This is a genomic window from Rhizobium sp. AN68 (genome assembly GCF_030758035.1).
Lineage (GTDB): Bacteria > Pseudomonadota > Alphaproteobacteria > Rhizobiales > Rhizobiaceae > Agrobacterium > Agrobacterium tumefaciens.
Genome location: NZ_JARWMI010000003.1, coordinates 2,280,614 through 2,300,695, shown reverse-complemented (window position 1 = coordinate 2,300,695; position 20,082 = coordinate 2,280,614). Strand labels below are relative to the sequence as shown.

Sequence of the window (20,082 nt, the reverse complement as noted above, 5' to 3'; positions counted from 1 at the left end):
GCGACAAGGCTCTAAAGGTGATGTCGCCTCAGCTTTCCGGCCGGGTGACGATGAAGAGTGCAGAGCCGAGCATGACGGCGGCAACGATTGCCGCGCGCAGAGCCGGCGGGTCGCTGAGGAACCAGAAGGCGGCATAACTCGCACACATGGCCGACAGGGCCGCAATCTTTGCCTTGCGGGCAATTGCGCCGCGTTCGCGCCATTGCCGAAGCGACGGGCCGAATCGGGGGTGGGTCAGAAGCCACGCCTCGAGTTTCGGTGAGGAGCGGGAAAAGCACCAGAGCGCCAGCAGCAGAAATGGCGTGGTGGGCAAAACGGGAAGAAACGCGCCGACGATGCCGGTCGCGACCATAAGCCAGCCAAGACAGAGGTACAGAAGGCGCATGGATATGCCGGTATCATGAGTTCTCTACTCAGGATAGAGCGGCGGGGCGAAATGTGAGGGCCATTTTGACCGGAAAGCCCGCGTGTCCAGGTCATGCGCCAACTGTTTCGCCATCACATTTGCCGTGATCGGGCGGTTTCCCTGCTCCTTAATCCGTCTTTAGGGTTGAAAGCACGGCACTCTGTCTTTATCCCCTTGGTCCGCAATGTCCGGAGCACAACCGGACGACGACGAGATAAGAAGCAGAAGGAAAACACCATGGCCAAGCTGATCCACTCGATGGTCCGGGTGCTGGAAGAAAAGCGTTCGGTGGAGTTTTACAAGCAGGCTTTCGGGCTTGAGATTGCGGAACGTGCCGAGTTCGAAAATTTCACGCTGATCTATCTCAGCAATGCCGAAGGCGATTTCGAGCTGGAGCTGACTGTCAACCGGGGTCGCGAAGTGCCCTATGCGCTGGGTGACGGCTACGGCCATCTCGCGGTCAGCGTTGCCGATGTGGATGCCGAACATCAGCGTTTCATCGAGCTTGGCCTGTCTCCGGGCAAGATCATCGAAGCCGACCATAAAGGTCAGCCTTTCGCGAAATATTTCTTCATTTGCGATCCGGATGGCTACAAGATCGAAGTGCTGCAGCGCGGCAACCGGTTCAAGTAACAAAGAGGCACATCATGGCAGAGGCAGGCGTCAAACTCGAAGACAGCTGGAAACGTGTTCTTTCCACCGAATTCGCCAGCCCCTACATGCAGAAGCTCAAAGATTTCCTGCTTGCCGAAAAAACTGCTGGCAAGCACATCTTTCCCAAGGGTGTCGAATATTTCCGGGCGCTGGATCTGACCCCGCTCGACAGGGTCAAGGTCGTCATTCTGGGGCAGGACCCCTATCATGGAGTTGGCCAGGCACATGGGCTTTGCTTTTCGGTGCAGCCCGGCGTGCGCATTCCGCCCTCGCTCGTCAATATCTACAAGGAATTGCAGAGCGATCTGGGCATCCGCCCCGTCAGTCACGGTTTTCTGGAAAGCTGGGCGAAACAGGGTGTGCTTTTGCTCAACAGCGTGCTGACGGTGGAAGAATCGCGCGCTGCCTCGCATCAGGGGCAGGGCTGGGAAAAGTTCACCGATGCCGTCATCCGCGCCGTCAATGACGAATGCGAGCATGTGGTGTTCCTGCTCTGGGGTTCCTATGCCCAGAAGAAGGCGGCTTTCGTGGACCAGAAAAAACATCTCGTGCTGCGCTCGCCGCACCCTTCGCCGCTTTCGGCCCATAACGGCTTTTTCGGCAATGGCCATTTTTCCAAGGCAAACGCCTTCCTGGTATCCCATGGCCGCGAGCCTATCGACTGGCAATTGCCGGAAACTGCTTAAGCAACCTTCCAGCCTCCTCCGTCATGCCGGCTCAAGACGGGCATGACGGGGAGTGCAGCAAACATCTTTACAGCGCAGTCGGGTCCGGTTTAAGAATACTCGACTACAAAGTGAAGGATTTGTGCCCGTGTCTCTCCTGTCTGCAGAAACCTCTGTCTCGCTGCCCGATCCCGCATCGATCGTCGATGCTTTCGAGGATCATTTTTCGGAGCATATGGAGATGGAGCGGGAAGGGACGACGGTGCGTTTCAAGGCGGAATATGGCCATGGCAGCTTCAGCGCCGAAGGTGGCCGGTTCGCCGCCCGGGTAAGCTGCGTTTCGGAACATATATTGACTTCGGTCAAGGCCATGGTGGCTGAGCATATCGTTGAGTTTTCCGGCAAGACGGGACTCGATTTCCGTTGGAGCGGACACGGCGCCTATCAGCGCGAGCTACCCAATCTCTTCGTCGGCAAGGTTGCCCGCGCCTATAATCTGACGCCGCATATGCGCCGTCTCGTGGTGTCCGTCGAAAGCGGTATTGAAAGGCTTGTCACCGGCGGCATGCATGTTCGCCTGCTGCTCGTTCCCGATCAGGCGCGCGCTGCGGTCTGGCCTTACCTCGCGCCCACCGGCGCGATCGTCTGGCCGGCGGGCGACGATCTTCTGACGCGGCGCGTCTATACCATCCGCTCCGGCGATGTTGGCCGCGGTGAGGTGGATATCGATTTCGTCATGCATGAGGGCGATGACATGCCGGGCGCAAATTTCGGCGCGACGGCAAAGCCGGGCGACGTTCTCGGCATCATCGGTCCGAGCGGCACTTGCCCGGAAGCGGAGCGTTACGTCTTTGCCGGCGACGAGACCGCGCTGCCGGTGATGCTGCGCATGGCGGCGGAAATGCCTGTTGGCAAGACGCTCAGCGTCTATGCCGAGATCGACAACGAGGCGGAACGGCAGGAGATCGTCTGCGCCGCCAATGTCGAATGGACATGGCTTTATCGTCGCGGCAAGCCCGCCGGCACATCGGGCCTTATCGAACAGGCGTTGCGCGGCCATGCCTGGACGGGCGAGCATGACGGCCTGCATGTTTTCGTCGCCTGCGAGAAGTCCGAGGCGAGGGCGGCGAAATCCTTCCTCACCGATGAGATTTCCTTCCCGAAAGCGTCGCTGCGCGCCGTCGGTTACTGGAGCATGGGCCTCGCCGACGATCATTGAGGCATGCCTCTATCGACTGAGTTGAACAGTCGGTTTTATCGTTCACCAATCGGGAACAATCCGTTCCTGTTGCCGGTCTATGCCCGCAGCACTTCTTACCCCATCTTCACGCCATGAACACGGCTGGCCCGATTGACGGGCCGCCAAGGCGAAAAGGGGTTTATCATGTTGAACCAGATCAAGGGCCTGCACCACGTCACCTCCATGGCCGGTAGTGCGCGCCAGAACAACGGCTTTTTCACCGATACGCTCGGCCTGCGCCGGGTGAAGAAGACGGTCAATTTCGATGCGCCGGATGTCTACCATCTCTATTATGGCGATGAGGTCGGCACGCCCGGCTCCGTCATGACCTATTTTCCGTTCCCGCACATTGCCCGTGGTCGTCCCGGCACCGGCGAAGTGGGCACAACGCTGTTTTCCGTCCCGGAAGGCTCGCTCGGCTACTGGCAGGATCGTCTTTCCAAGGCGGGCGTGGACGGTCTGAAGGCTGACGAGGCATTCGGCAACAAGCGCCTGCATTTTGCAGGTCCCGATGGTGATGGTTTTGCGCTGGTCGAGATCAAGGATGATGCCCGTTCGCAGTGGACCGGCAATGGGGTCAGTGCGGATCAGGCGATCCACGGTTTTCAGGGCGCCTCCTTGCGCCTTCGTGACGAAGGGGCAACCGCCGAGCTTTTGAAGTTCATGGGTTATGAGGAAGTGGACCGCCAGGATGGCGTGCTGCGTCTCGGCATGCCCGGCGGCAACGGTGCTGATGTCATCGACATCGAAACCATGCCGAACATCTCCGGCGCGCGCCTCGGCGCGGGTTCGGTGCACCACATCGCCTTTGCGGTCGAAAACCGCGAAAAGCAGCTCGAAGTCCGCAAGGCGCTGATGGATACGGGCTATCAGGTGACCCCGGTGATCGACCGCGATTATTTCTGGGCGATCTATTTCCGCACGCCCGGCGGCGTGCTGTTCGAAGTGGCCACCAATGAGCCCGGTTTCGACCGCGACGAGGACACGGCGCATCTCGGCGAGGCGCTGAAGCTGCCGACCCAGCACGCGCATCTGCGCGCCCAGCTGGAAAAGCAGCTGGAGCCGCTGGGTGACGAGAAGGCGGTTTAGCCTTATCGAACCTGGCCATCCTTTGGCAGGACGTTAGCCACTCTTTTCTTCTCCCCGTCCGGGGAGAAGACGACACGCTGAAACCTCTCGCTCGACATGTGATGCCCAATGCCTTGCGGCAGAGTGAGTTCGGTATCGCTGAATTTCTCCTTTCAGAAAGGATTATCCAATGACTAAAGACACATATTTCCACAAATCCCGTGCCGGCGTTGCGGGTGCACCGCTTTTCGTCGTGCTGCACGGCACCGGCGGTGATGAAAACCAGTTCTTCGATTTCGGCTCGGGCCTGTTGCCGAATGCCACGATTGTCTCGCCGCTCGGCGATGTCGCCGAACATGGCGCTGCGCGGTTTTTCCGACGCACGGGTGAGGGCGTTTACGACATGGCCGATCTAGAGCGGGCAACAGCCAAGCTGGCGGATTTCGTCAAAGCCAACCGGGAGCACTATCAGGCTGGTCCGGTTATCGGTCTCGGTTTTTCCAACGGCGCGAATATTCTCGCAAATGTGCTGATCGAACAGCCGGAGCTTTTTGATGCCGCCGTGCTGATGCATCCGCTCATCCCGTTCGAGCCGCAGGCGGCTGCGGCCAAATCCTCGCGCCGGGTGCTGATCACGGCCGGAGAACGCGATCCCATCTGCCCGGTGCCGCTGACGAAGGCGCTGGAAAAGAGCCTTGAAGCGCAGGGCGGCACGGTGAAAACGGTGTGGCATCCGGGCGGGCATGAAATCCGTTCGAACGAGATCGAGGCGGTGCGGGAGTTTCTAGCGCCTTATGGAGGGTAGCTTTCTGCCCGGCCTCCTTCCTCACCGGCATGCCGGATCTAGTCCGGGGTGACGGTGAGGGTAGGTGATCCGCCTTTCCGCATCGCAGCCAGGCAGAACGATCCTGCTACCCCCGCCTTAGCGATATCCGCATTGCTGCAACTGCGCCTCGTAACGCAGCGCCATGTTGGCGGAGCGGCGGGCGGCTTTCTGGACGGTGGAATTGTTGCGCCAGCTTCCCTTGGCGTAACCGGCATGGCCGGAATAATAAGCGAGGTAGAGGTTATAGGGATCGTTCAGCGCAATGCCGTTTTCGCGGCGGCTCTTGGCGTGATACCAGCCGACGAAATGGATCGCGTCGGTGAAATCCGTGCGGCTTGCCGACCAGCGGCCGGTTTCACGCTTGTAGACTTCCCATGTACCGTCCAGCGCCTGGGCATAACCGTAAGCGGTAGACTGGCGCGTCCAGGGAATGAAGCCGAAGAGTTTGGTGCGCGGCGGGCGGGCATAGGGGCGGAAGGCGGATTCGGTGTAGATCGTTGCCATCATCACCGGCACCGGCACGCCGAACTCCCGTTCGGCTGCCCTCGCGTCACGTCGCCAATTGTTGAAGAGGCCGTTCCGCTGCTCGAAAATCGCACAGGCATTGGTGACCTGCGACGGTGCGGTTGCGCAACCGGCCAGAACAGTCATCAGTAAAACAACGGCAAATACGCCACGCATCGCGGAACCCTTTCGTTCCGCTATTCTTAAATTGCTAACCATTAACGTCGGGTTTTAAGACACGGTTAATTCAAATGCCGCTGATCAAGCGCCTGTTAACCCGCTGAAAATTCCTGTGTCCGGGATGCGGCAAAACCATGGGGTAAGTGGCGTTTTTTTCCGGAAATGGCATTGCCGGCATCCCCGCACATCCCCGGTCTCACAAAGCCGCTTATCCTTATCCCATCCCGGTCATCCAGCGTGCGCGCGGCGCAAGGTGGGCGGGGCAGGCGGCCAAAACCGGGGAGTTTCCCGATGTCACGGTTGAGGCGGCCGGCATGTGCCCATCCTCCAAACAGGAACCGGTTTGGCGGGCGGGTCACATGTTGAAGCCGGGGCCGCATCGTCTGCAAAACCCTACTACACCATTTGATACTCCCGCAGCGATGCGGCCCCTTTATCACTTCTAAGCGTTGCCTCGGTTTCGGGGCGACGGGCGCGGGCTATGTTTCCGGAGAGCCTGCCCCCTGTACAAAAATGAAAACCGATAAAATTGTAGCAATCGGCTTAAAGCGGCTGAAAACAGTGCTGTGCCATTGTGGGATCACAGACAAGGAGCGGACAACCTGCAAGGACGGGGCCGCTGCGGAAAACAGAAATCGAGACCGGCAGAAGCCGGCGGATCGTCAAACGGGGTATGAAAATGCTGAAGAAGATTATTGCTGCCGCCATCTGCGGAATTGCCATTGCTTCCATGTCCACTCATGCCGATGCGGCTGGTGCCGCCGGTTTCGCCCGCAGCTTTGCCGCAGCCGAAAAGAGCGCCGTAACACAGATCGGTATTTCGGCGCCCGGCGGTTTCGATGGCTGCGTTCTGTCCGCCGGCCAATGCGTTTCGACGATTGCCGCGCCGCTGACCGGCGAACGCCGCGATGAACTGCTGCGCGTCAACCGCGATGTGAACGCCACCATGGGCGCACTCGATGATTATTTCTCCGGCTTTTCAGCCGATGTTCCGGCAACGCCTTCGGTAAGCGCCAATGATTGTGGCGATTGTGCCGCGATCAAGCGCACGGCACTGGCCGGTGCCGGCTGGTCTTCCGCAGCACTGCGCCTTGCCTTTTTGCTTGATGATGACGGATCGCTCGAAAAGGTGCTTGTTGTCACCACAGACAAGGGCGATATCGTGCTCGGCAACGCCGCTTTCTCTCCGGTTGAGCGCGAAACCGCGCTCTAACCCGAACTTTTCATGCCTGCCAGACTGCGCCGGTTTTCCAGACCCTTACGGGATCAGGAAGCCGGCGATTTTTTTCGTTCCGCCACGGCAATGCCGGCCAGCGCCATCACCAGCGCCGCGATCTGGTAGGGATGCAGGGTTTCGCTGAGGACGATGACGGAGAGAAGCGTGCCGAAGACGGGGACGAGGTTGATGAAAAGGCCGGCGCGGTTGGCGCCGATCTGCTCCACGCCCTTGATGTACAGGATCTGGGCGATGAGCGACGCGAAGATGGCGGCATAGACCACCAGCACCCAACCCTTCTGATCGGGCCAGACGACGTTGTCGCGTGAGATTTCCCAAAAGACCAGCGGGACTGAGGTTAGGAGGGCGAAAAAGGCTGGGATCGCCATCAGCGTGCGCCAGTCCACGATTGGTTTCCAGCGCAGGATGACGGTGTAGATGGCATAGACCAGCACCGCCAGCAGCATGATGGCGTCGCCGGCATTCATCTCCAGTTGCAGCAGCGAGACCGGATCACCATGCGAGGCGAGAAGCGCCACGCCGGCAATGGTGAGACAGAAACCGGCGATCTGGCCGAACAGCACGCGAGTGCGGAACAGGATGAAGTTCAACACGAATATGACCATGGGAATGCCCGCCTGGATGACGGCGGCATTGATGGCGGAGGTGTGCTGAAGCGCGGTATAAAGAAAGACGTTGAAAGCGGTGTAACCGACACTGCCGAGCGCGAAGAAGTAAGGCAGGCGTTTTTTCACCACCGGCCAGTCCTTGATGAGCTGCGGCACGGAAATGGCGAAGATGATGGCGACGGCCAAAACCCAGCGCAGGAAGGTAAACGCCATGGGGCTGATGTGGCCGACGGCGAGCTTTCCGGCAACGGTATTGCCACCCCAGCAGAGCGTGGCGATGATGAGGGCGAGATAGGCTTTCGAAGGCACGCTGATGTTTCGCTTCTTCAAGGGGCGGGAAAAGGCTAAGGGGGTGAATAGCGGCCTTGCGTCCGCGCTTGTCCCCCCACGGGGCGAGATAATGCGGAATTCGACGTTTTGTCACGGAAAAAGCAAAATTCACCATAAGAAACAGGGTCGCTTTCCGTAAAACAACGCAGTATACATTCGCGGGTTTGGGTTTCCCATCGGGTTATCGGGCGCGCAAGCGCCATGAGCAGGAAAGCAAGAAATGACGAATGTTGTGGTGGTCGGCTCGCAGTGGGGCGACGAAGGCAAAGGCAAGATTGTCGACTGGCTGTCCGAGCGGGCAGATGTCGTCGTGCGGTATCAGGGCGGCCACAATGCCGGCCATACTCTTGTCATCGATGGCATCAGCTACAAGCTTTCGCTTCTTCCTTCCGGCGTCGTGCGTCCGGGCAAGCTCGCCGTCATCGGCAACGGCGTCGTGGTCGATCCGCATGCGCTGATCGCTGAAATCGGCCGTCTGGAAGTGCAGGGCGTAAAGGTTACGCCGGAAAACCTGCGCATTGCAGACAATGCCACGCTCATTCTTTCCCTGCACCGCGAACTTGATGGCATGCGCGAAGACGCCGCCTCCAACAGCGGCACCAAGATCGGCACCACGCGCCGCGGTATCGGCCCGGCCTACGAAGACAAGGTCGGCCGCCGCGCCATCCGCGTCATGGATCTGGCCGACATGGAGGCGCTGTCCGCCAAGGTCGATCGCATCCTGACGCATCACAATGCGCTGCGTCGCGGCTTCGGCGCTGCTGAAGTTTCGCATGAAACCATCATGGAAGAGTTGAGCTCGGTTGCAGAACGCATCCTGCCGTTCAGCGAAACCGTATGGCTGCTGCTCGACAAGAAGCGCCGCGCCGGTGCGCGCATCCTGTTCGAAGGCGCGCAGGGCTCGCTGCTCGATATCGACCACGGCACATACCCCTATGTCACCTCTTCCAACACGGTTGCCGGTCAGGCCGCTGCCGGTTCGGGCATGGGTCCGGGTTCGCTGGGTTATATTCTCGGCATCACCAAGGCCTATACGACCCGCGTTGGCGAAGGTCCTTTCCCGACCGAGCTGCATGACGAAATCGGCCAGTTCCTGGGCGAAAAGGGCCATGAGTTCGGCACCGTCACCGGCCGCAAGCGTCGTTGTGGCTGGTTTGACGCAGCGCTGGTGCGCCAGTCGGTCGCCACCAACGGCATCACCGGCATCGCGCTCACCAAGCTTGACGTTCTCGACGGTCTGGACGAGCTGAAAATCTGCGTCGGCTACAAGCTCGACGGGCAGGAAATCGATCATCTTCCCGCAAGCCAGGGTGCACAGGCTCGTGTCGAGCCGATCTATGTCACGCTGGAAGGCTGGAAAGAATCTACCGTCGGCGCCCGAAAATGGGCGGATTTGCCTGCTCAGGCAATTAAATATGTCCGTCAGGTGGAAGAACTGATCGGGGCGCCTGTCGCGCTTCTGTCGACAAGTCCGGAGCGTGACGACACCATACTTGTGACTGATCCGTTTGAGGACTAATGTCCTCGGCGATCTAGATTCATAAACCATATCGGGCCGGTACGTCGCCGGTCACGACGAGAAAGTGCTTATGGCGGATTTTGTAGCAGTCATTCGCAAGGCCGTGGATGGCTTGGCGAACAATACTCCCGAAAACCGGGCGAAGGTTTACGACAAGGCGCGCAGTGCGGTTGTGCGCCAGCTCGAGAATATGAAGCCACGTCCGCCGGAAGAATTGTTGCGCCGGCAGATCGCCAAGCTGGACGCTGCCATAGCCGAGGTGGACAGTGAATATGCCGAGGCCTTACCGGCACTGGAGGAGGATGATGCTTTCTCCCCCGTGGCGGAGGAGGCGGATGCTGTCTATCATCCGCAGGATGTTGCCGAAGAGCCTGCCGTTCATGCCGCCGAGCGGTACGAGCCGGTGGAGGAAGAGCCTGCTCCGGTTGTGCCCGCACATTCGGAGCCGGTTTATCCTGTCCAGCCAGAGCCGGTTTATGAAGAACCGGCCCGCGAAGAGGAGCCTCGCCCCGAGGAACCCGTCGCCGCTTTAATCCCGCATGAGGAGCAGCATTACGGCGCGCGTGAGCCGGAGGAGCTTTACGACGCACCCGAACCGGCCCGTGTCGCGCCGGTTCATGAAGCCGGTCCTCACGAGGAAGCCGGTACCTATTTCACCCGCGCGCATGAAGAGCCGGCCTATCAGCCGGAGGACGAGCGCGTTGATGATGTCGCGCCTGAAGCGGCGGCCCCCCATGCCGATGATTCTGTGCCGCCCCATTGGGCGCAGCCGGTTGACGAGGATGACTGGCGCAAGCTCGAAGAAGCGCAGGACGAGGATGTTCGCCCGGCTGCCGAGGCCGAAGTGCGCCACGAGAGGGACGACCATTCCGTCGTCGCCGGTTATTCCGCGCAGCACTATCAGGCCCCGGATGTCAGCTTCGAGCCTGAGCGGCGCGACGGGAACGAGCATGCCGGTTACCGCGCTGCTGCCGATCACGATCCGATTTTTGGCGGGCACGACGATTTTTCCGAACCCCGGCAGACCGAAGACACGGCCCCGAAAAAGGCTGCTGTCGTCGAGGACTTCTCGTCCTATTTCGATGATACGGATCTCGCGATCCCGCCGAAGGCCACGCCTGCGTTGCCGCGCGCCGATAACGATCCCTTCGATGACCGTGCTTCCAAGGACAACAAGGAGCGCACGCCCTGGGACGATCTGGACGAGCTGATCGGTTATGACGGCGCATCGTCTTCCAGCCGGGCAACGACGAACGAAATGCCCGCTCTCGGTGCTGGTGCCGCGACGCCCGCTTACATGGTCAAGAAGAAGCCGCGCCGGAATTATGCCTCGCTGGTACTTGCGCTTGTGGGCGCCGGGCTTCTTGCCGGTGGTGGTTATGCGCTGTGGTTGAACCGTGATGCGCTGAACGACATGGTCGGCGGCCTGGTGCAATCGGCACAGAAGGATGGCGGCACCCAGACGCCTCCAGCCAATACGGCGCAAACGCCGACATCCACACCGCCAGCTGCCCAGCAGCCGCCCGCCAGCGGGCAGCAGCCGACGACAAGCCCCACCAATCATCAGGCGCAGCCGCATGCCGATGACGGGTCCGTCACCGGCACGAAATTCACCCAGCGCCTTCTGGCCGACGGGACCGAGCGCGACGAGGGGCCGGCGCCGGGCGCCAATGGCCAGCCCGTCACGGCGGAGGGCCAGTCGGTCTATGAGCAGAATGTTGCGCCGCCGCCTGCAGGCGAGGCTCCGGCCAATACGGCTGCGGGTACTCCGGCTGGTACGCCGCCGGCACAGCCGCCTGCTGCGGCCGCTGCCGCCACGGGCGACCGCATGTTCCTCTACGAGGAAGTGCTGGGCCAGACGGTTCCGACCGCCATTCAGGGCAGCGTTTCCTGGTCCTTGCAGCAGGAAAACGACAATGAGGGTCGTCCGTCCGCAACGGTGCAGGGCCAGATCACGGTTCCTGGCCGTGGCCTCAGCGCGCTCATCACCTTCAAGCGCAACACCGATCCTTCGCTTCCGGCAAGCCATCTGATCGAGATCGTCTTCTCGGTTTCGCCCGGCTTCGAAGGCGGCGCGATCGACAGCGTCCAGCGTATCGCGATGAAGAGCACGGAGCAGGATCGTGGTAACGCCCTGATCGCGGTTCCGGCCAAGATCACCGACGATTTCCACATGATCGCGCTTAACGACTTCCCGGATGCGATGAAGACCAATCTGGAGCTGTTGAAGAGCCGCAACTGGATCGACATCCCGGTTTCCTACCGCAACGGCCGCCGTGCGCTTCTGACCTTGCAAAAGGGCAATGACGGCATCGCCGCCTTCGACACGGCGCTACGCGAATGGGCGGCTGCAAAGCCCGCGACCGGTCAGTGATGATCTTGGGGATCGGCTAAAGCCGGTCCCCTCATTTCTTCCTTATGTCTTGCAAATAAAAAGCCCGCAGATCTCGCGATCTGCGGGCTTAGAAATTTACTGGCAACGAATCTCACTCTCTCGTCACGCCGGACACCAAGGGGAGTGAGATGGGATGGCAGTCGAGCCAATTACTTCGACGTCATCCTCGGGACAGGCCCGAGGATGACGTAGCCGATAAGTTCAGCCCCACTCTCTTAAAAAGACCGAGCCTTACGCATCCACCACGCGCAGCGCGCGGGCGGCTTCGAGGGCTTCCTTCTGCACCGCTTCCTGAACCTTCTCGAAGGCGCGAACCTCGATCTGGCGCACGCGTTCGCGGCTGATATCGAACTCGGATGAGAGTTCTTCCAGCGTCACCGGGTCTTCGGCAAGGCGGCGAGCCTCGAAGATGCGGCGTTCACGATCGTTCAGCACGCCCATGGCCTTGGCCAGCATGCGGCGGCGGGTTTCCAGCTCGTCCTGCTCGATCAGCACGGCTTCCTGGCTTTCATGGTCGTCCACCAGCCAGTCCTGCCATTGGCCGGATCTCGCCTTCAGATGCCTTGATGGGCGCATTCAGCGATGCGTCGCCATGCAGGCGGCGGTTCATCGAGATCACTTCTTCCTCGGAAACCTGCAGCTTGGTGGCGATTTCCTTGACGTGTTCCGGCTTCAGATCGCCATCGTCGATCGCCTGGATGCGGCCTTTCAGCCGGCGCAGGTTGAAGAACAGGCGTTTCTGGTTGGCAGTCGTACCCATCTTTACTAGCGACCACGAACGCAGGATATATTCCTGGATCGAAGCCTTGATCCACCACATGGCGTAGGTGGCCAGACGGAAACCGCGTTCCGGATCAAACTTCTTCACCGCCTGCATCAGGCCGACATTGCCTTCGGACACGACTTCGCCAATCGGCAGGCCGTAACCGCGGTAACCCATGGCAATCTTGGCAACAAGGCGCAGGTGGCTGGTGACGAGCTTGTGAGCGGCGTCGCGGTCGCCATGCTCGGCGTAACGCTTGCCAAGCATGTACTCTTCCTGCGGCTCCAGCATCGGGAATTTACGGATTTCGTCGAGATATCTATTGAGACCGGCTTCGCCGGCCGTAATTGTAGGCAAACTATTGCGGGCCATAAAGCACCCCCTTATCTATGGTCTGGAACGGCACCCTCATCGATTGGCGATTACTCGCCCAAGGCACACCGCTAGTGGCGGGTCGTTACCGACCCCGCACGAACCCACGTAACAAATATGTATGCACCCGCCGCGTTTCAAGCGAACACAGCGTTCACACATGCGTTATGTCCCGGCGACACCTTCTTTGACCTGTTTAACTTTCGAACGGTAAATTCGTTCCGAAAAACCACCGAGACCGGAGCGCACCATCAGCTCATACATTACCCGCCGGCGGGTGGGGTTATGCAGGCGAACGACCCGGGAGCCGAGAAACTCCGTTTCGACATGATCGAGTGTCTGCAAGTCGGGGCCAGAGGCAATCGCGTCCGCGTAGACAGCGTGAAATTCGCGGCGGCAGACATAGGTCTTGTATTTCGTCATGGCGAAGCAGGCGAGGCTGTGGCCGTGGGTGCGCAGAAAATCGGCGACGCCAACGGTCACTTCCGGCCATGCGGGGTTGAAGGTATCGTCGAAGACGATGACGCCGTGCGGGGCGATCACCTCCAGCGCCAGTTTCGCGTCCGCCAGCACATGGTGCAGGTGGTGCCCGCCGTCGATGCTGAAGAACCTGACGGGACCAGTCCGCGACGTAATATCTGTGGGTGCGAGCCGGGTGCTGTCGCCCTTGATGATCAAGTCCTCATCCATCGCAAAACCCAATCGCCTGCCGTTTTCCATCAGGCGCTCATATTGGTCGAGGCTTCCGTCCGAGGGTGGGTCGAGTTCGAACAGGTCGACGCCCAAAACCTTTTCCTGCGGCTGCGCGAATTTGCGCAGCAGAAAATAGGAGCGGCCATAATAGACGCCGATCTCCGCCATGCCGCCCTTCAGGCCGTCCCTTGTCTGCGCCTGCAGCAGCGCCTTGAAGACAAGCGCGTCGGGTGGGTCGATATAGCCTTCGACGCTTCGTAATCCCTGAAAGATAAACTGGCGTTCATCGGTGTTCATGCGCGATAGATCCCGTCGTCATGCCGGTTCCGTTCAGCTCTGCGGATAAAACGGCGTTCCTTGCAACGTCTGTCTTTCGGCAAGCCAGAGGTCCGGCCACGGCATTCGCGGTGACGATTTCAAGCTTTCCGGGGTTCGAAGAGGTGCGACGATTGAAGCGGAATTGGGGCGGTCTACAAGAAAGACCATGTGGGGAATATCGCTATCCGCTAATCTCTTTTTATTTTCCGTGGCTTCCGGCAAGATGCACGGCGTGGTTTTTTTGACCTCGCCGTGCGGCATTTTCAGCTCCGCAGGGCGATGAGCAGTTCTTCCATATCATCAGGCATGTCTGTTTCGAATTCCATCACCTCGCCGGTGCGGGGGTGTTCGAAGGCCAGGAGATAGGCATGAAGCGCCTGTCGCGGAAAGCGGTTGACGGTGCTTCTCGCCGGTTCCTCAAGCAGGTTCGCCTTGGTGCGAAAGGCCGCGCCATATTCGGGGTCGCCGATCAACGGATGGCCGATATGGGCCATGTGCACGCGGATCTGATGGGTGCGGCCGGTTTCCAGGCGGCACTCCACCATCGAGGCGAGGCAGGACGCATCCGCCTTTTCATGGAAACGTTCCATAACCTCGTAATGGGTGATCGCCTCGCGGGCATCGTCCGTGTCCTCGCGCTTGACGGCGCGTTTGGTGCGGTCGGCGCCGCGGCCGAGTGCGGCGTCAATGGTGCCGCGCAGCGTGCGCGGTCGGCCCCAGACGACGGCCTTGTAGGCGCGTTCCAGCGGGCCGGTGCGGCCGTGATCGGCAAATTGCGCGGCGAGATGGCGGTGTGCGTTGTCGTTTTTCGCCACGACCATGACGCCGGAGGTTTCCTTGTCCAGCCGATGCACGATGCCGGGGCGCTTCACGCCGCCAATGCCGGAGAGGCTGTCGCCGCAATGATAGATGAGGGCGTTGACCAGCGTTCCGGTCCAGTTGCCGGCGCCGGGATGCACGACGAGACCGGCGGGTTTGACGAGCACGATCAGGTCGTCGTCCTCATATTCCACATCGAGCGGGATATCCTCGCCCTTGGGTTCGGGGTCTTCCGGCTCCGGCATGACGATCTCGACGCGGTCGTGCGGGTGCACCTTCTTTTTCGGCTCGGTCACCGGCGTGCCGTTCAATAAAACGGCACCCTGCTCGATCAGGGCTTTCAGGCGGCTGCGCGACAGATCGCCGCCAACTTCGCCCGCCAGCCACACATCGATGCGGCCTTCGGCGTCTTCGCCGGCAATCAGGACTTTCCTTGCGTCTCCGCCTTGTTTAAAGGGGTCGTTCATTCTTATTTTTCCGATCAATCAGCATTCTAGGGAACCCGATGACGCACATCGAGCAAGACGAACAGGAAGACAAGCCGCTTGATCCGGCCATGGATAAAGTTCGCCGCAAGATGATCCGTTTGCAGATCGTGTCGGGCTCCGTGATGTTCATCAGCCTTATGGCTGTGTTCGGCGCGGTTGTCTACAAGGCGGTAGGACCATCGAAAACCGTTGTAACGCAGAGCGTACCGCAAAATCTGGCGGTTCCCACCGGCAACGGACCGCTTGCCGTGACCGCCAGCCTGCCGCAGGGCTTTACAATCGACAATGTCAGCTATTCCGGCGGTGACATGCTGTTTTACGGCAAGCTTGCCAACGGCACCCGCAAGGCGCTGGTCTTCAACGTCGCGGCCGGCCGGTTTCTCGCCGATGTGACGGTCGATGCCCAGTGAGGATATTGATCCGGCGGGCGCGCATGCGCTCCTGGGCGGTCGGGCTCTGATCCCGGTCGAAGACCCGGCCGATCCGCGCATTGCCGCCTTTCGCGATATTCGCGAGCGTGATCTCACCGGTCGCCAGGGCCGTTTCATCGCGGAAGGCACGGTTGTGTTGCGCATGCTGGCCGCCGCCCACAAGGCGGGTGGTGCCTTTGCGGCGGAGAGCATTCTCATCCTCAAGAACAGGCTTTCCGGCGTCGCGGATATCCTAGCCGATTTTCCGCCCGATGTGCCGGTCTATGTGGCGGAAGCGCCGGTGCTGGATAGCATTGTCGGTTTTCACCTGCATCGCGGCATTCTGGCGCTCGGCCGCCGGGTGCGTGACATTACGCTGGACGGGTTGACGGACGCGCTTCCCGCCTCGTCGCTGGTGCTGGTGGGCTGCGGCATTTCCAACCACGACAATCTGGGTGCGATGTTCCGCAACGCCGCGGCCTTTTATGCCGATGCGGTTTTTCTGGACGAGACTTCATGCGATCCGCTCTATCGCAAGGCGCTCCGGGTGTCCGTCGGTTCCGTTCTCTCGGTTCCCTATCATCGCGGCGGTGGTGCGGTGCAGATGCTGGAGCGGCTTTCGCAGGCCGGTTTTGCGATCTGGAGCCTTTCGCCGAATGGCGAGACCGAGATTCGCGATATTCCACGTTCGGATCGCATGGCGCTGGTCATCGGCACGGAAGGCGAGGGGTTGCCGCAATCGGTACTGTCTCGGTTCCATACCGCCCGGATTGCGCAGTCGCCGCAATTGGACAGTTTGAATGCGGGGACGGCTTCGGGGCTGGCGCTTTATCAGATGGCGGGGGCGATAGGGCGGGTTTAGGTCTTCGCGATGTTACTCGTGACGAATGCCGCTCACCCCCCTCTGTCCTGCCGGACATCTCCCCCACAAGGGGGAGATCGACCTGAGGCTAGGTCTCGGCCATCTCGATGTTTGCGAATGAAGTGACGTAAAGCTTCTTGCCGATCTCCCTCCTTGGGGGGGAGATGCCCAGCAGGACAGAGGGGGGTAAACCACACCCACCGAAGGGAATATCAACCCTTCCGCTTCTCCATCAACACACTCGCCCGCTTCGCAAGGCTCTCACGGCCGGTCGAGGCGGTGGCTTTCGCAAGCAGCCCCGGGATCGGCGATTTCTCGCCCTCCTGCGCTGCGGTGAGCGCGATCATCTGGGCGGCGATGCGGGCGATTTCGCGACGGATCGGTTCGTCGTTGCCGGTGCCGCGCACATTCAGCAGGCGTTCGGTGAGTGCCGTTCCCTGATTGCGGATATCCTCGATCTCCTGCTCCAGACCTTCCGGCGGCGTCGCTGCCGGTTCCATGGCGGTTGAGGCCGGTGCAGTGTCTACCGCGACCACGGGCGCGATTTCGGGCAGGACGGGCGCCTTCTGTGGCTGGCTTGCGGTTTCCCCGTTCAGTACGGCGGGGTTGGGCAGACGGATGATCATGTCGTCGGCGCGGCCGCCGGTTGCGGCAAGCTGTTCCTTCAGGCGGGCAACCTCCTGATTGCGCAGAGTCAGCATGGTGTCGAGATCGGCATTTTTTGCCATGACACTGGCGATCTGTTCTTCCAGCCGGGTGACCTTGCGGCTTTCGCGCGCAACCGCCGTCATGGCCTCCTTGTTGCGGGCAGCGACATCCTGCAATTCGCGGGTCGCCGTTTCGCCCTCCTTGCGGAAACGCGAGGCGGTCTGTTTTGCCTGCTCGGCCTCCAGATCGCGGGTGGCGGCGAGGATTTTCGAATCATCCAGCTCGCGGGTCAGATTGGTGAGGCGAGCGGTGATCTCAGACATCTGGCCGGCACGCGCATTTGCGGCCTGTTCCTGCTCCAGAAGGTTTGCCTGTATTGCGCTCGCGCGTTCCTCGCTGGCGTCGAGGGCGCCTCGCAATTCGCCGATTTCCAGCGTCAATTCCTCGATTTTCAGCAAAAGGCCGCGGTTCTGCTCGCCGAGGCGATAGGCGTCGCTGGATGCTGCCTCGTTGGCGAGGCGGAGCGAGGTGTTCTTTTCCCGTTCGGTGTCCAGTTCCTGACGAACCTTGGCGTTTTCGGCGGCATAGAGCGCGCGTGCCATATCCTTCTGGGCGCGAACTTCCTGGGGGCTGATGGGCATTGTCGCGCGCAGCCGGTTTTCCGTATAGGCAACGATGCGGCGATGGATCGCGGGCGCGATCAGCAAGGCCAGCAGGGTTGCGGTGAGAAAACCCAATCCGAAAAGAATGGCATATTCAATCACGCGAGACAGTCTCCGAAACTCAGATACGCGCGCATTCGGAAAGAGGAGCGCGAGAGCACGTTACGCTATTATTGCAACCGTTGGCAGGGGTATCGCCAAGGCAATTGCGCGGGGAGCCGCAAGAGTGCATCCCCATCTCAGCGTCAGAAGGGGTTCCAGGTCGGTTCCTGGGTAAGCTTCAGGTAGCCGACATTGATGCCGAGGCGCGCGCCGATGCCGGTGCGAATGGGTGCCAGCGTGACATCGCTGCTTTTCAGATAGGTCATGCCGACGCCGGCGACGATGAAGGCCGAGCCGCTGACGCCGCCGTAACGGCGATAAAGCGAATCGACCGAAGGCAGATTGTAGACCAGCATCATGGCGCGGGTGCCTTGGCCGCCGTAATCGAGGCCGAGCGACGGGCCTTGCCAGAAGACGGGATGCTGGCCGGCATTCTTGGTATAAAGTGTGCCTTCGCCATAGGTAAGGCCCGCGACGAAAGCGCCGGAGCCTTCCTGCCCCAGAATATAGCCGTTCGGAAGACCGTATTGCTGGAAGGCGCGTTCCACCACCTTGGCGAGGCCGCCGGTGGTTTCACCGAAGAATCCGTGGCCTGCATCCACGACTTCCTGAAAAGAATATTGATCGCTGTTCTGGGCCGAGGCCGGTGCGGCCCACATCAAAAGGCTGGCAAGGAGCGCAAAAATCTTTCCCAGTCCGAGGCGTGCAATGGTGCGGGTTTTCGTAAGGCGCATCGTCATGTCCGTCCGTCTGTTCGTTGGTGCATCAGCCCGAAAATCCGAATCGATTTTCGGCAGGGCCCATGCGAAGATTCAAAGTTCCAGAGCATCCTTTATACGTCCGAACGGACGCGGGGCGCTCCAGGGTGGCCTGTTAAGGCATTTGGCATTTTGAAACCATCCTATTAACAATCGGTTTACCAAATATGGTGTCATTATGGCTTAACAATTTCCACACCGTCCGCGCCTCCCTTGCGCAGGAGAGAATTTTATGACGAGCAAACTCAATATCACGCTGTCCGGTCCCGATCTGGCAGCTCTTCTGTGCAGTCGTGTGTGCCATGACGTGATCTCTCCTGTCGGCGCCATCAATAACGGCCTCGAATTGCTGGACGAGGGCGGCACCGATGACGATGCGCTGGATCTCATCCGCACATCCGCTCTTAACGCATCCGTGCGGCTGAAGTTCGCCCGCCTTGCTTTCGGCGCGTCCGGCTCCGCTGGCGCTTCGATCGATACCGGCGAGGCTGAAAAAGCCGCCAAGGATTTCGCTGCCGCCGAAAAGAAGGCCGAAGTGACCTGGAACGGCCCGCGCGCCATCGTCGCGAAAAATCGTGTCAAACTTTTGCTCAACCTCTTTCTCGTGTCCTACAGCGCGATCCCGCGCGGTGGTAACGTGGATGTGGTGCTGGAAGATCCGGAGGGTGACGCCAAATTCGAAATCACCGTCAAGGGCAAGATGATGCGCATTCCGGCCAAATTCGCCGAGATCTACGAAGGCAGGCTGGAAGAGGCGGTCGACGCACATTCCGTACAGCCCTATTACACGCTGCTTCTGGCGGAGGAGGCCGATATGGCCGTGGAATACAAGGTGCATGAGGATCGCATCGTGTTTACCGCAAAGACGGTTGCCGCGTGATCGTTCAGTTGCAGAGGTAGTTTTGTGAAAGGGCCGGGTAGCGTTTTCCGACGCGCCGGCCTTTTTTGCTTTTGGGGAAGAGGTTCATGACACGTCTGACAACCGCGCGCCTCGTCCTGCGGCCGCACGCCATCACGGATGAAGCGCTTTATTGTGCGTTCTGGAGCGCGGATGTCCGGCCCATCGAAGGGGTCACATCGATTACGCCGCTGGACCCCGAAATCTCCTTTGCCCGTCTTTTGCGCTTCATCGGCCATTGGTCGGTCTTCGGCTTCGGTCCCTTTGTCGTGGAGGAGGCAAGCTCCGGGCGTATCGTCGGCGAGGTGGGCTTTGCCCATATGCGCCGTGGAAACGGCACCGATTTCGATGGCGTGCCAGAAGCGATGTGGAAAATCGATGCTGATCTGAACGGCAAGGGCGTCGCGACCGAGGCGGTGGCGGCGGCAACAGGGTGGTTTGATCGCAGCGGAATTTCGCAGCGGACCGTCTGCATGATTGATCCACTCAACACCCCCTCGCTCGTCATCGCCGCCCGTTTCGGCTTCCGCCTGTTTCGAGATTCGACATTCCGGGGCAATCCCATCCGGCTTTTCGAGCGGGTGGTGGGGGTTTAGTACTGCGCATTCCCACCGGGCCGTCTCAATCGCGTTTCAGGGCGTCCTGAAACCTGTTCGA

The 20,082-nt window shown here is 60.3% G+C and carries 20 protein-coding genes and 1 pseudogene; 12 read left to right on the top strand and 9 right to left on the bottom strand.

Features of this window, described 5'->3' with window-relative positions; translation table 11 throughout:
* Nucleotides 1-28: 28 nt before the first annotated feature.
* The gene (locus RBH71_RS24300; RefSeq protein WP_003514002.1) at nucleotides 29-385 is read right to left on the bottom strand and encodes a YbaN family protein; all 357 of its coding nucleotides are present in this window, start codon (nucleotides 383-385) and stop codon (nucleotides 29-31) included.
* A 258-nt stretch (nucleotides 386-643) separates the two neighbouring features.
* Between RBH71_RS24300 and RBH71_RS24295 the strand changes: the two genes are divergently transcribed.
* From RBH71_RS24295 to RBH71_RS24275, 5 genes are all read left to right on the top strand, one after another.
* On the top strand, nucleotides 644-1,039 hold the full coding sequence (locus RBH71_RS24295; protein WP_003514001.1) for a VOC family protein: 396 nt from the start codon (nucleotides 644-646) through the stop codon (nucleotides 1,037-1,039).
* 14 nt (nucleotides 1,040-1,053) lie between these two features.
* Nucleotides 1,054-1,746: a uracil-DNA glycosylase gene (gene ung, locus RBH71_RS24290; protein ID WP_003514000.1), complete on the top strand. Its 693-nt coding sequence runs from the start codon at nucleotides 1,054-1,056 to the stop codon at nucleotides 1,744-1,746.
* A gap of 121 nt (nucleotides 1,747-1,867) precedes the next feature.
* The gene (locus tag RBH71_RS24285; RefSeq protein WP_035251885.1) at nucleotides 1,868-2,944 is read left to right on the top strand and encodes a siderophore-interacting protein; all 1,077 of its coding nucleotides are present in this window, start codon (nucleotides 1,868-1,870) and stop codon (nucleotides 2,942-2,944) included.
* 165 nt (nucleotides 2,945-3,109) lie between these two features.
* On the top strand, nucleotides 3,110-4,054 hold the full coding sequence (locus RBH71_RS24280) for a VOC family protein (protein WP_003513996.1): 945 nt from the start codon (nucleotides 3,110-3,112) through the stop codon (nucleotides 4,052-4,054).
* A gap of 169 nt (nucleotides 4,055-4,223) precedes the next feature.
* Nucleotides 4,224-4,838, top strand: coding sequence for an alpha/beta hydrolase (locus tag RBH71_RS24275; RefSeq protein ID WP_065658661.1), 615 nt, complete (start codon nucleotides 4,224-4,226; stop codon nucleotides 4,836-4,838).
* A gap of 117 nt (nucleotides 4,839-4,955) precedes the next feature.
* Here the strand turns inward: RBH71_RS24275 and RBH71_RS24270 are convergent, their stop codons facing one another.
* Nucleotides 4,956-5,540, bottom strand: a complete 585-nt coding sequence (locus RBH71_RS24270) for a transglycosylase SLT domain-containing protein (protein WP_003513986.1) — start codon at nucleotides 5,538-5,540, stop codon at nucleotides 4,956-4,958.
* 682 nt (nucleotides 5,541-6,222) lie between these two features.
* Here RBH71_RS24270 and RBH71_RS24265 point away from each other — a divergent pair.
* On the top strand, nucleotides 6,223-6,756 hold the full coding sequence (locus RBH71_RS24265; protein WP_013636741.1) for a transglutaminase-like cysteine peptidase: 534 nt from the start codon (nucleotides 6,223-6,225) through the stop codon (nucleotides 6,754-6,756).
* Between the two features lie 53 nt (nucleotides 6,757-6,809).
* Here RBH71_RS24265 and RBH71_RS24260 read toward each other — a convergent pair whose 3' ends face one another.
* Nucleotides 6,810-7,697, bottom strand: a complete 888-nt coding sequence (locus RBH71_RS24260; protein WP_035251928.1) for a DMT family transporter — start codon at nucleotides 7,695-7,697, stop codon at nucleotides 6,810-6,812.
* 241 nt (nucleotides 7,698-7,938) lie between these two features.
* On the opposite strand from RBH71_RS24260, the gene RBH71_RS24255 reads away from it, so the two are divergent.
* Nucleotides 7,939-9,237 carry an adenylosuccinate synthase gene (locus tag RBH71_RS24255; protein ID WP_003513983.1) on the top strand — a complete coding sequence of 433 codons (1,299 nt, stop codon included), beginning with the start codon at nucleotides 7,939-7,941 and terminating at the stop codon, nucleotides 9,235-9,237.
* Between the two features lie 70 nt (nucleotides 9,238-9,307).
* Nucleotides 9,308-11,611 carry a hypothetical protein gene (locus RBH71_RS24250; RefSeq protein WP_003513982.1) on the top strand — a complete coding sequence of 768 codons (2,304 nt, stop codon included), beginning with the start codon at nucleotides 9,308-9,310 and terminating at the stop codon, nucleotides 11,609-11,611.
* A gap of 252 nt (nucleotides 11,612-11,863) precedes the next feature.
* On the opposite strand, the pseudogene rpoH reads toward RBH71_RS24250, so the two are convergent.
* The 4 genes and pseudogenes from rpoH to RBH71_RS24230 form a co-directional block, all read right to left on the bottom strand.
* Nucleotides 11,864-12,767: pseudogene (gene rpoH, locus RBH71_RS24245) on the bottom strand (RNA polymerase sigma factor RpoH).
* 165 nt (nucleotides 12,768-12,932) lie between these two features.
* Entirely contained in the window at nucleotides 12,933-13,757 is an 825-nt protein-coding gene (locus RBH71_RS24240) for a class I SAM-dependent methyltransferase (protein ID WP_003513981.1), read from the bottom strand.
* Nucleotides 13,758-13,790: 33 nt separating this feature from the next.
* On the bottom strand, nucleotides 13,791-14,039 hold the full coding sequence (locus RBH71_RS24235) for a hypothetical protein (RefSeq protein ID WP_003513980.1): 249 nt from the start codon (nucleotides 14,037-14,039) through the stop codon (nucleotides 13,791-13,793).
* 2 nt (nucleotides 14,040-14,041) lie between these two features.
* The gene (locus RBH71_RS24230; protein ID WP_003513979.1) at nucleotides 14,042-15,064 is read right to left on the bottom strand and encodes an RluA family pseudouridine synthase; all 1,023 of its coding nucleotides are present in this window, start codon (nucleotides 15,062-15,064) and stop codon (nucleotides 14,042-14,044) included.
* A 38-nt stretch (nucleotides 15,065-15,102) separates the two neighbouring features.
* On the opposite strand from RBH71_RS24230, the gene RBH71_RS24225 reads away from it, so the two are divergent.
* Both RBH71_RS24225 and RBH71_RS24220 read left to right on the top strand, forming a co-directional pair.
* Nucleotides 15,103-15,495 (top strand): hypothetical protein, encoded by a 393-nt coding sequence (locus RBH71_RS24225; RefSeq protein ID WP_003513978.1) that lies wholly within the window; start codon nucleotides 15,103-15,105, stop codon nucleotides 15,493-15,495.
* Complete coding sequence (locus RBH71_RS24220; RefSeq protein ID WP_003513977.1) at nucleotides 15,485-16,357, top strand: TrmH family RNA methyltransferase; 873 nt, start codon at nucleotides 15,485-15,487, stop codon at nucleotides 16,355-16,357. The genes RBH71_RS24225 and RBH71_RS24220 overlap by 11 nt, the downstream gene beginning before the upstream one ends.
* A 212-nt stretch (nucleotides 16,358-16,569) precedes the next feature.
* Here RBH71_RS24220 and RBH71_RS24215 read toward each other — a convergent pair whose 3' ends face one another.
* Together RBH71_RS24215 and RBH71_RS24210 are read right to left on the bottom strand one after the other, a co-directional pair.
* Nucleotides 16,570-17,769, bottom strand: coding sequence for a hypothetical protein (locus tag RBH71_RS24215; protein ID WP_003513976.1), 1,200 nt, complete (start codon nucleotides 17,767-17,769; stop codon nucleotides 16,570-16,572).
* Nucleotides 17,770-17,912: 143 nt separating this feature from the next.
* Nucleotides 17,913-18,509 (bottom strand): DUF1134 domain-containing protein, encoded by a 597-nt coding sequence (locus tag RBH71_RS24210; protein ID WP_003513975.1) that lies wholly within the window; start codon nucleotides 18,507-18,509, stop codon nucleotides 17,913-17,915.
* A gap of 250 nt (nucleotides 18,510-18,759) precedes the next feature.
* Here RBH71_RS24210 and chpT point away from each other — a divergent pair, with 250 nt between their 5' ends.
* Together chpT and RBH71_RS24200 are read left to right on the top strand one after the other, a co-directional pair.
* Nucleotides 18,760-19,407, top strand: a complete 648-nt coding sequence (chpT, locus tag RBH71_RS24205) for a histidine phosphotransferase ChpT (protein ID WP_003513974.1) — start codon at nucleotides 18,760-18,762, stop codon at nucleotides 19,405-19,407.
* Nucleotides 19,408-19,493: 86 nt separating this feature from the next.
* Nucleotides 19,494-20,021 (top strand): GNAT family N-acetyltransferase, encoded by a 528-nt coding sequence (locus tag RBH71_RS24200; protein WP_003513972.1) that lies wholly within the window; start codon nucleotides 19,494-19,496, stop codon nucleotides 20,019-20,021.
* Nucleotides 20,022-20,082: the final 61 nt, after the last annotated feature.

Bases quoted from the DNA above. Each gene is read 5' to 3' on its own strand.
- RBH71_RS24300 (WP_003514002.1), bottom strand. From the start codon at position 385: ATGCGCCTTCTGTACCTCTGTCTTGGCTGGCTTATGGTCGCGACCGGC.
- RBH71_RS24295 (WP_003514001.1), top strand. From the start codon at position 644: ATGGCCAAGCTGATCCACTCGATGGTCCGGGTGCTGGAAGAAAAGCGT.
- ung (WP_003514000.1), top strand. From the start codon at position 1,054: ATGGCAGAGGCAGGCGTCAAACTCGAAGACAGCTGGAAACGTGTTCTT.
- RBH71_RS24280 (WP_003513996.1), top strand. From the start codon at position 3,110: ATGTTGAACCAGATCAAGGGCCTGCACCACGTCACCTCCATGGCCGGT.
- RBH71_RS24275 (WP_065658661.1), top strand. From the start codon at position 4,224: ATGACTAAAGACACATATTTCCACAAATCCCGTGCCGGCGTTGCGGGT.
- RBH71_RS24270 (WP_003513986.1), bottom strand. From the start codon at position 5,540: ATGCGTGGCGTATTTGCCGTTGTTTTACTGATGACTGTTCTGGCCGGT.
- RBH71_RS24265 (WP_013636741.1), top strand. From the start codon at position 6,223: ATGCTGAAGAAGATTATTGCTGCCGCCATCTGCGGAATTGCCATTGCT.
- RBH71_RS24255 (WP_003513983.1), top strand. From the start codon at position 7,939: ATGACGAATGTTGTGGTGGTCGGCTCGCAGTGGGGCGACGAAGGCAAA.
- RBH71_RS24250 (WP_003513982.1), top strand. From the start codon at position 9,308: ATGGCGGATTTTGTAGCAGTCATTCGCAAGGCCGTGGATGGCTTGGCG.
- RBH71_RS24240 (WP_003513981.1), bottom strand. From the start codon at position 13,757: ATGAACACCGATGAACGCCAGTTTATCTTTCAGGGATTACGAAGCGTC.
- RBH71_RS24235 (WP_003513980.1), bottom strand. From the start codon at position 14,039: ATGCCGCACGGCGAGGTCAAAAAAACCACGCCGTGCATCTTGCCGGAA.
- RBH71_RS24230 (WP_003513979.1), bottom strand. From the start codon at position 15,064: ATGAACGACCCCTTTAAACAAGGCGGAGACGCAAGGAAAGTCCTGATT.
- RBH71_RS24225 (WP_003513978.1), top strand. From the start codon at position 15,103: ATGACGCACATCGAGCAAGACGAACAGGAAGACAAGCCGCTTGATCCG.
- RBH71_RS24220 (WP_003513977.1), top strand. From the start codon at position 15,485: ATGCCCAGTGAGGATATTGATCCGGCGGGCGCGCATGCGCTCCTGGGC.
- RBH71_RS24210 (WP_003513975.1), bottom strand. From the start codon at position 18,509: ATGACGATGCGCCTTACGAAAACCCGCACCATTGCACGCCTCGGACTG.
- chpT (WP_003513974.1), top strand. From the start codon at position 18,760: ATGACGAGCAAACTCAATATCACGCTGTCCGGTCCCGATCTGGCAGCT.
- RBH71_RS24200 (WP_003513972.1), top strand. From the start codon at position 19,494: ATGACACGTCTGACAACCGCGCGCCTCGTCCTGCGGCCGCACGCCATC.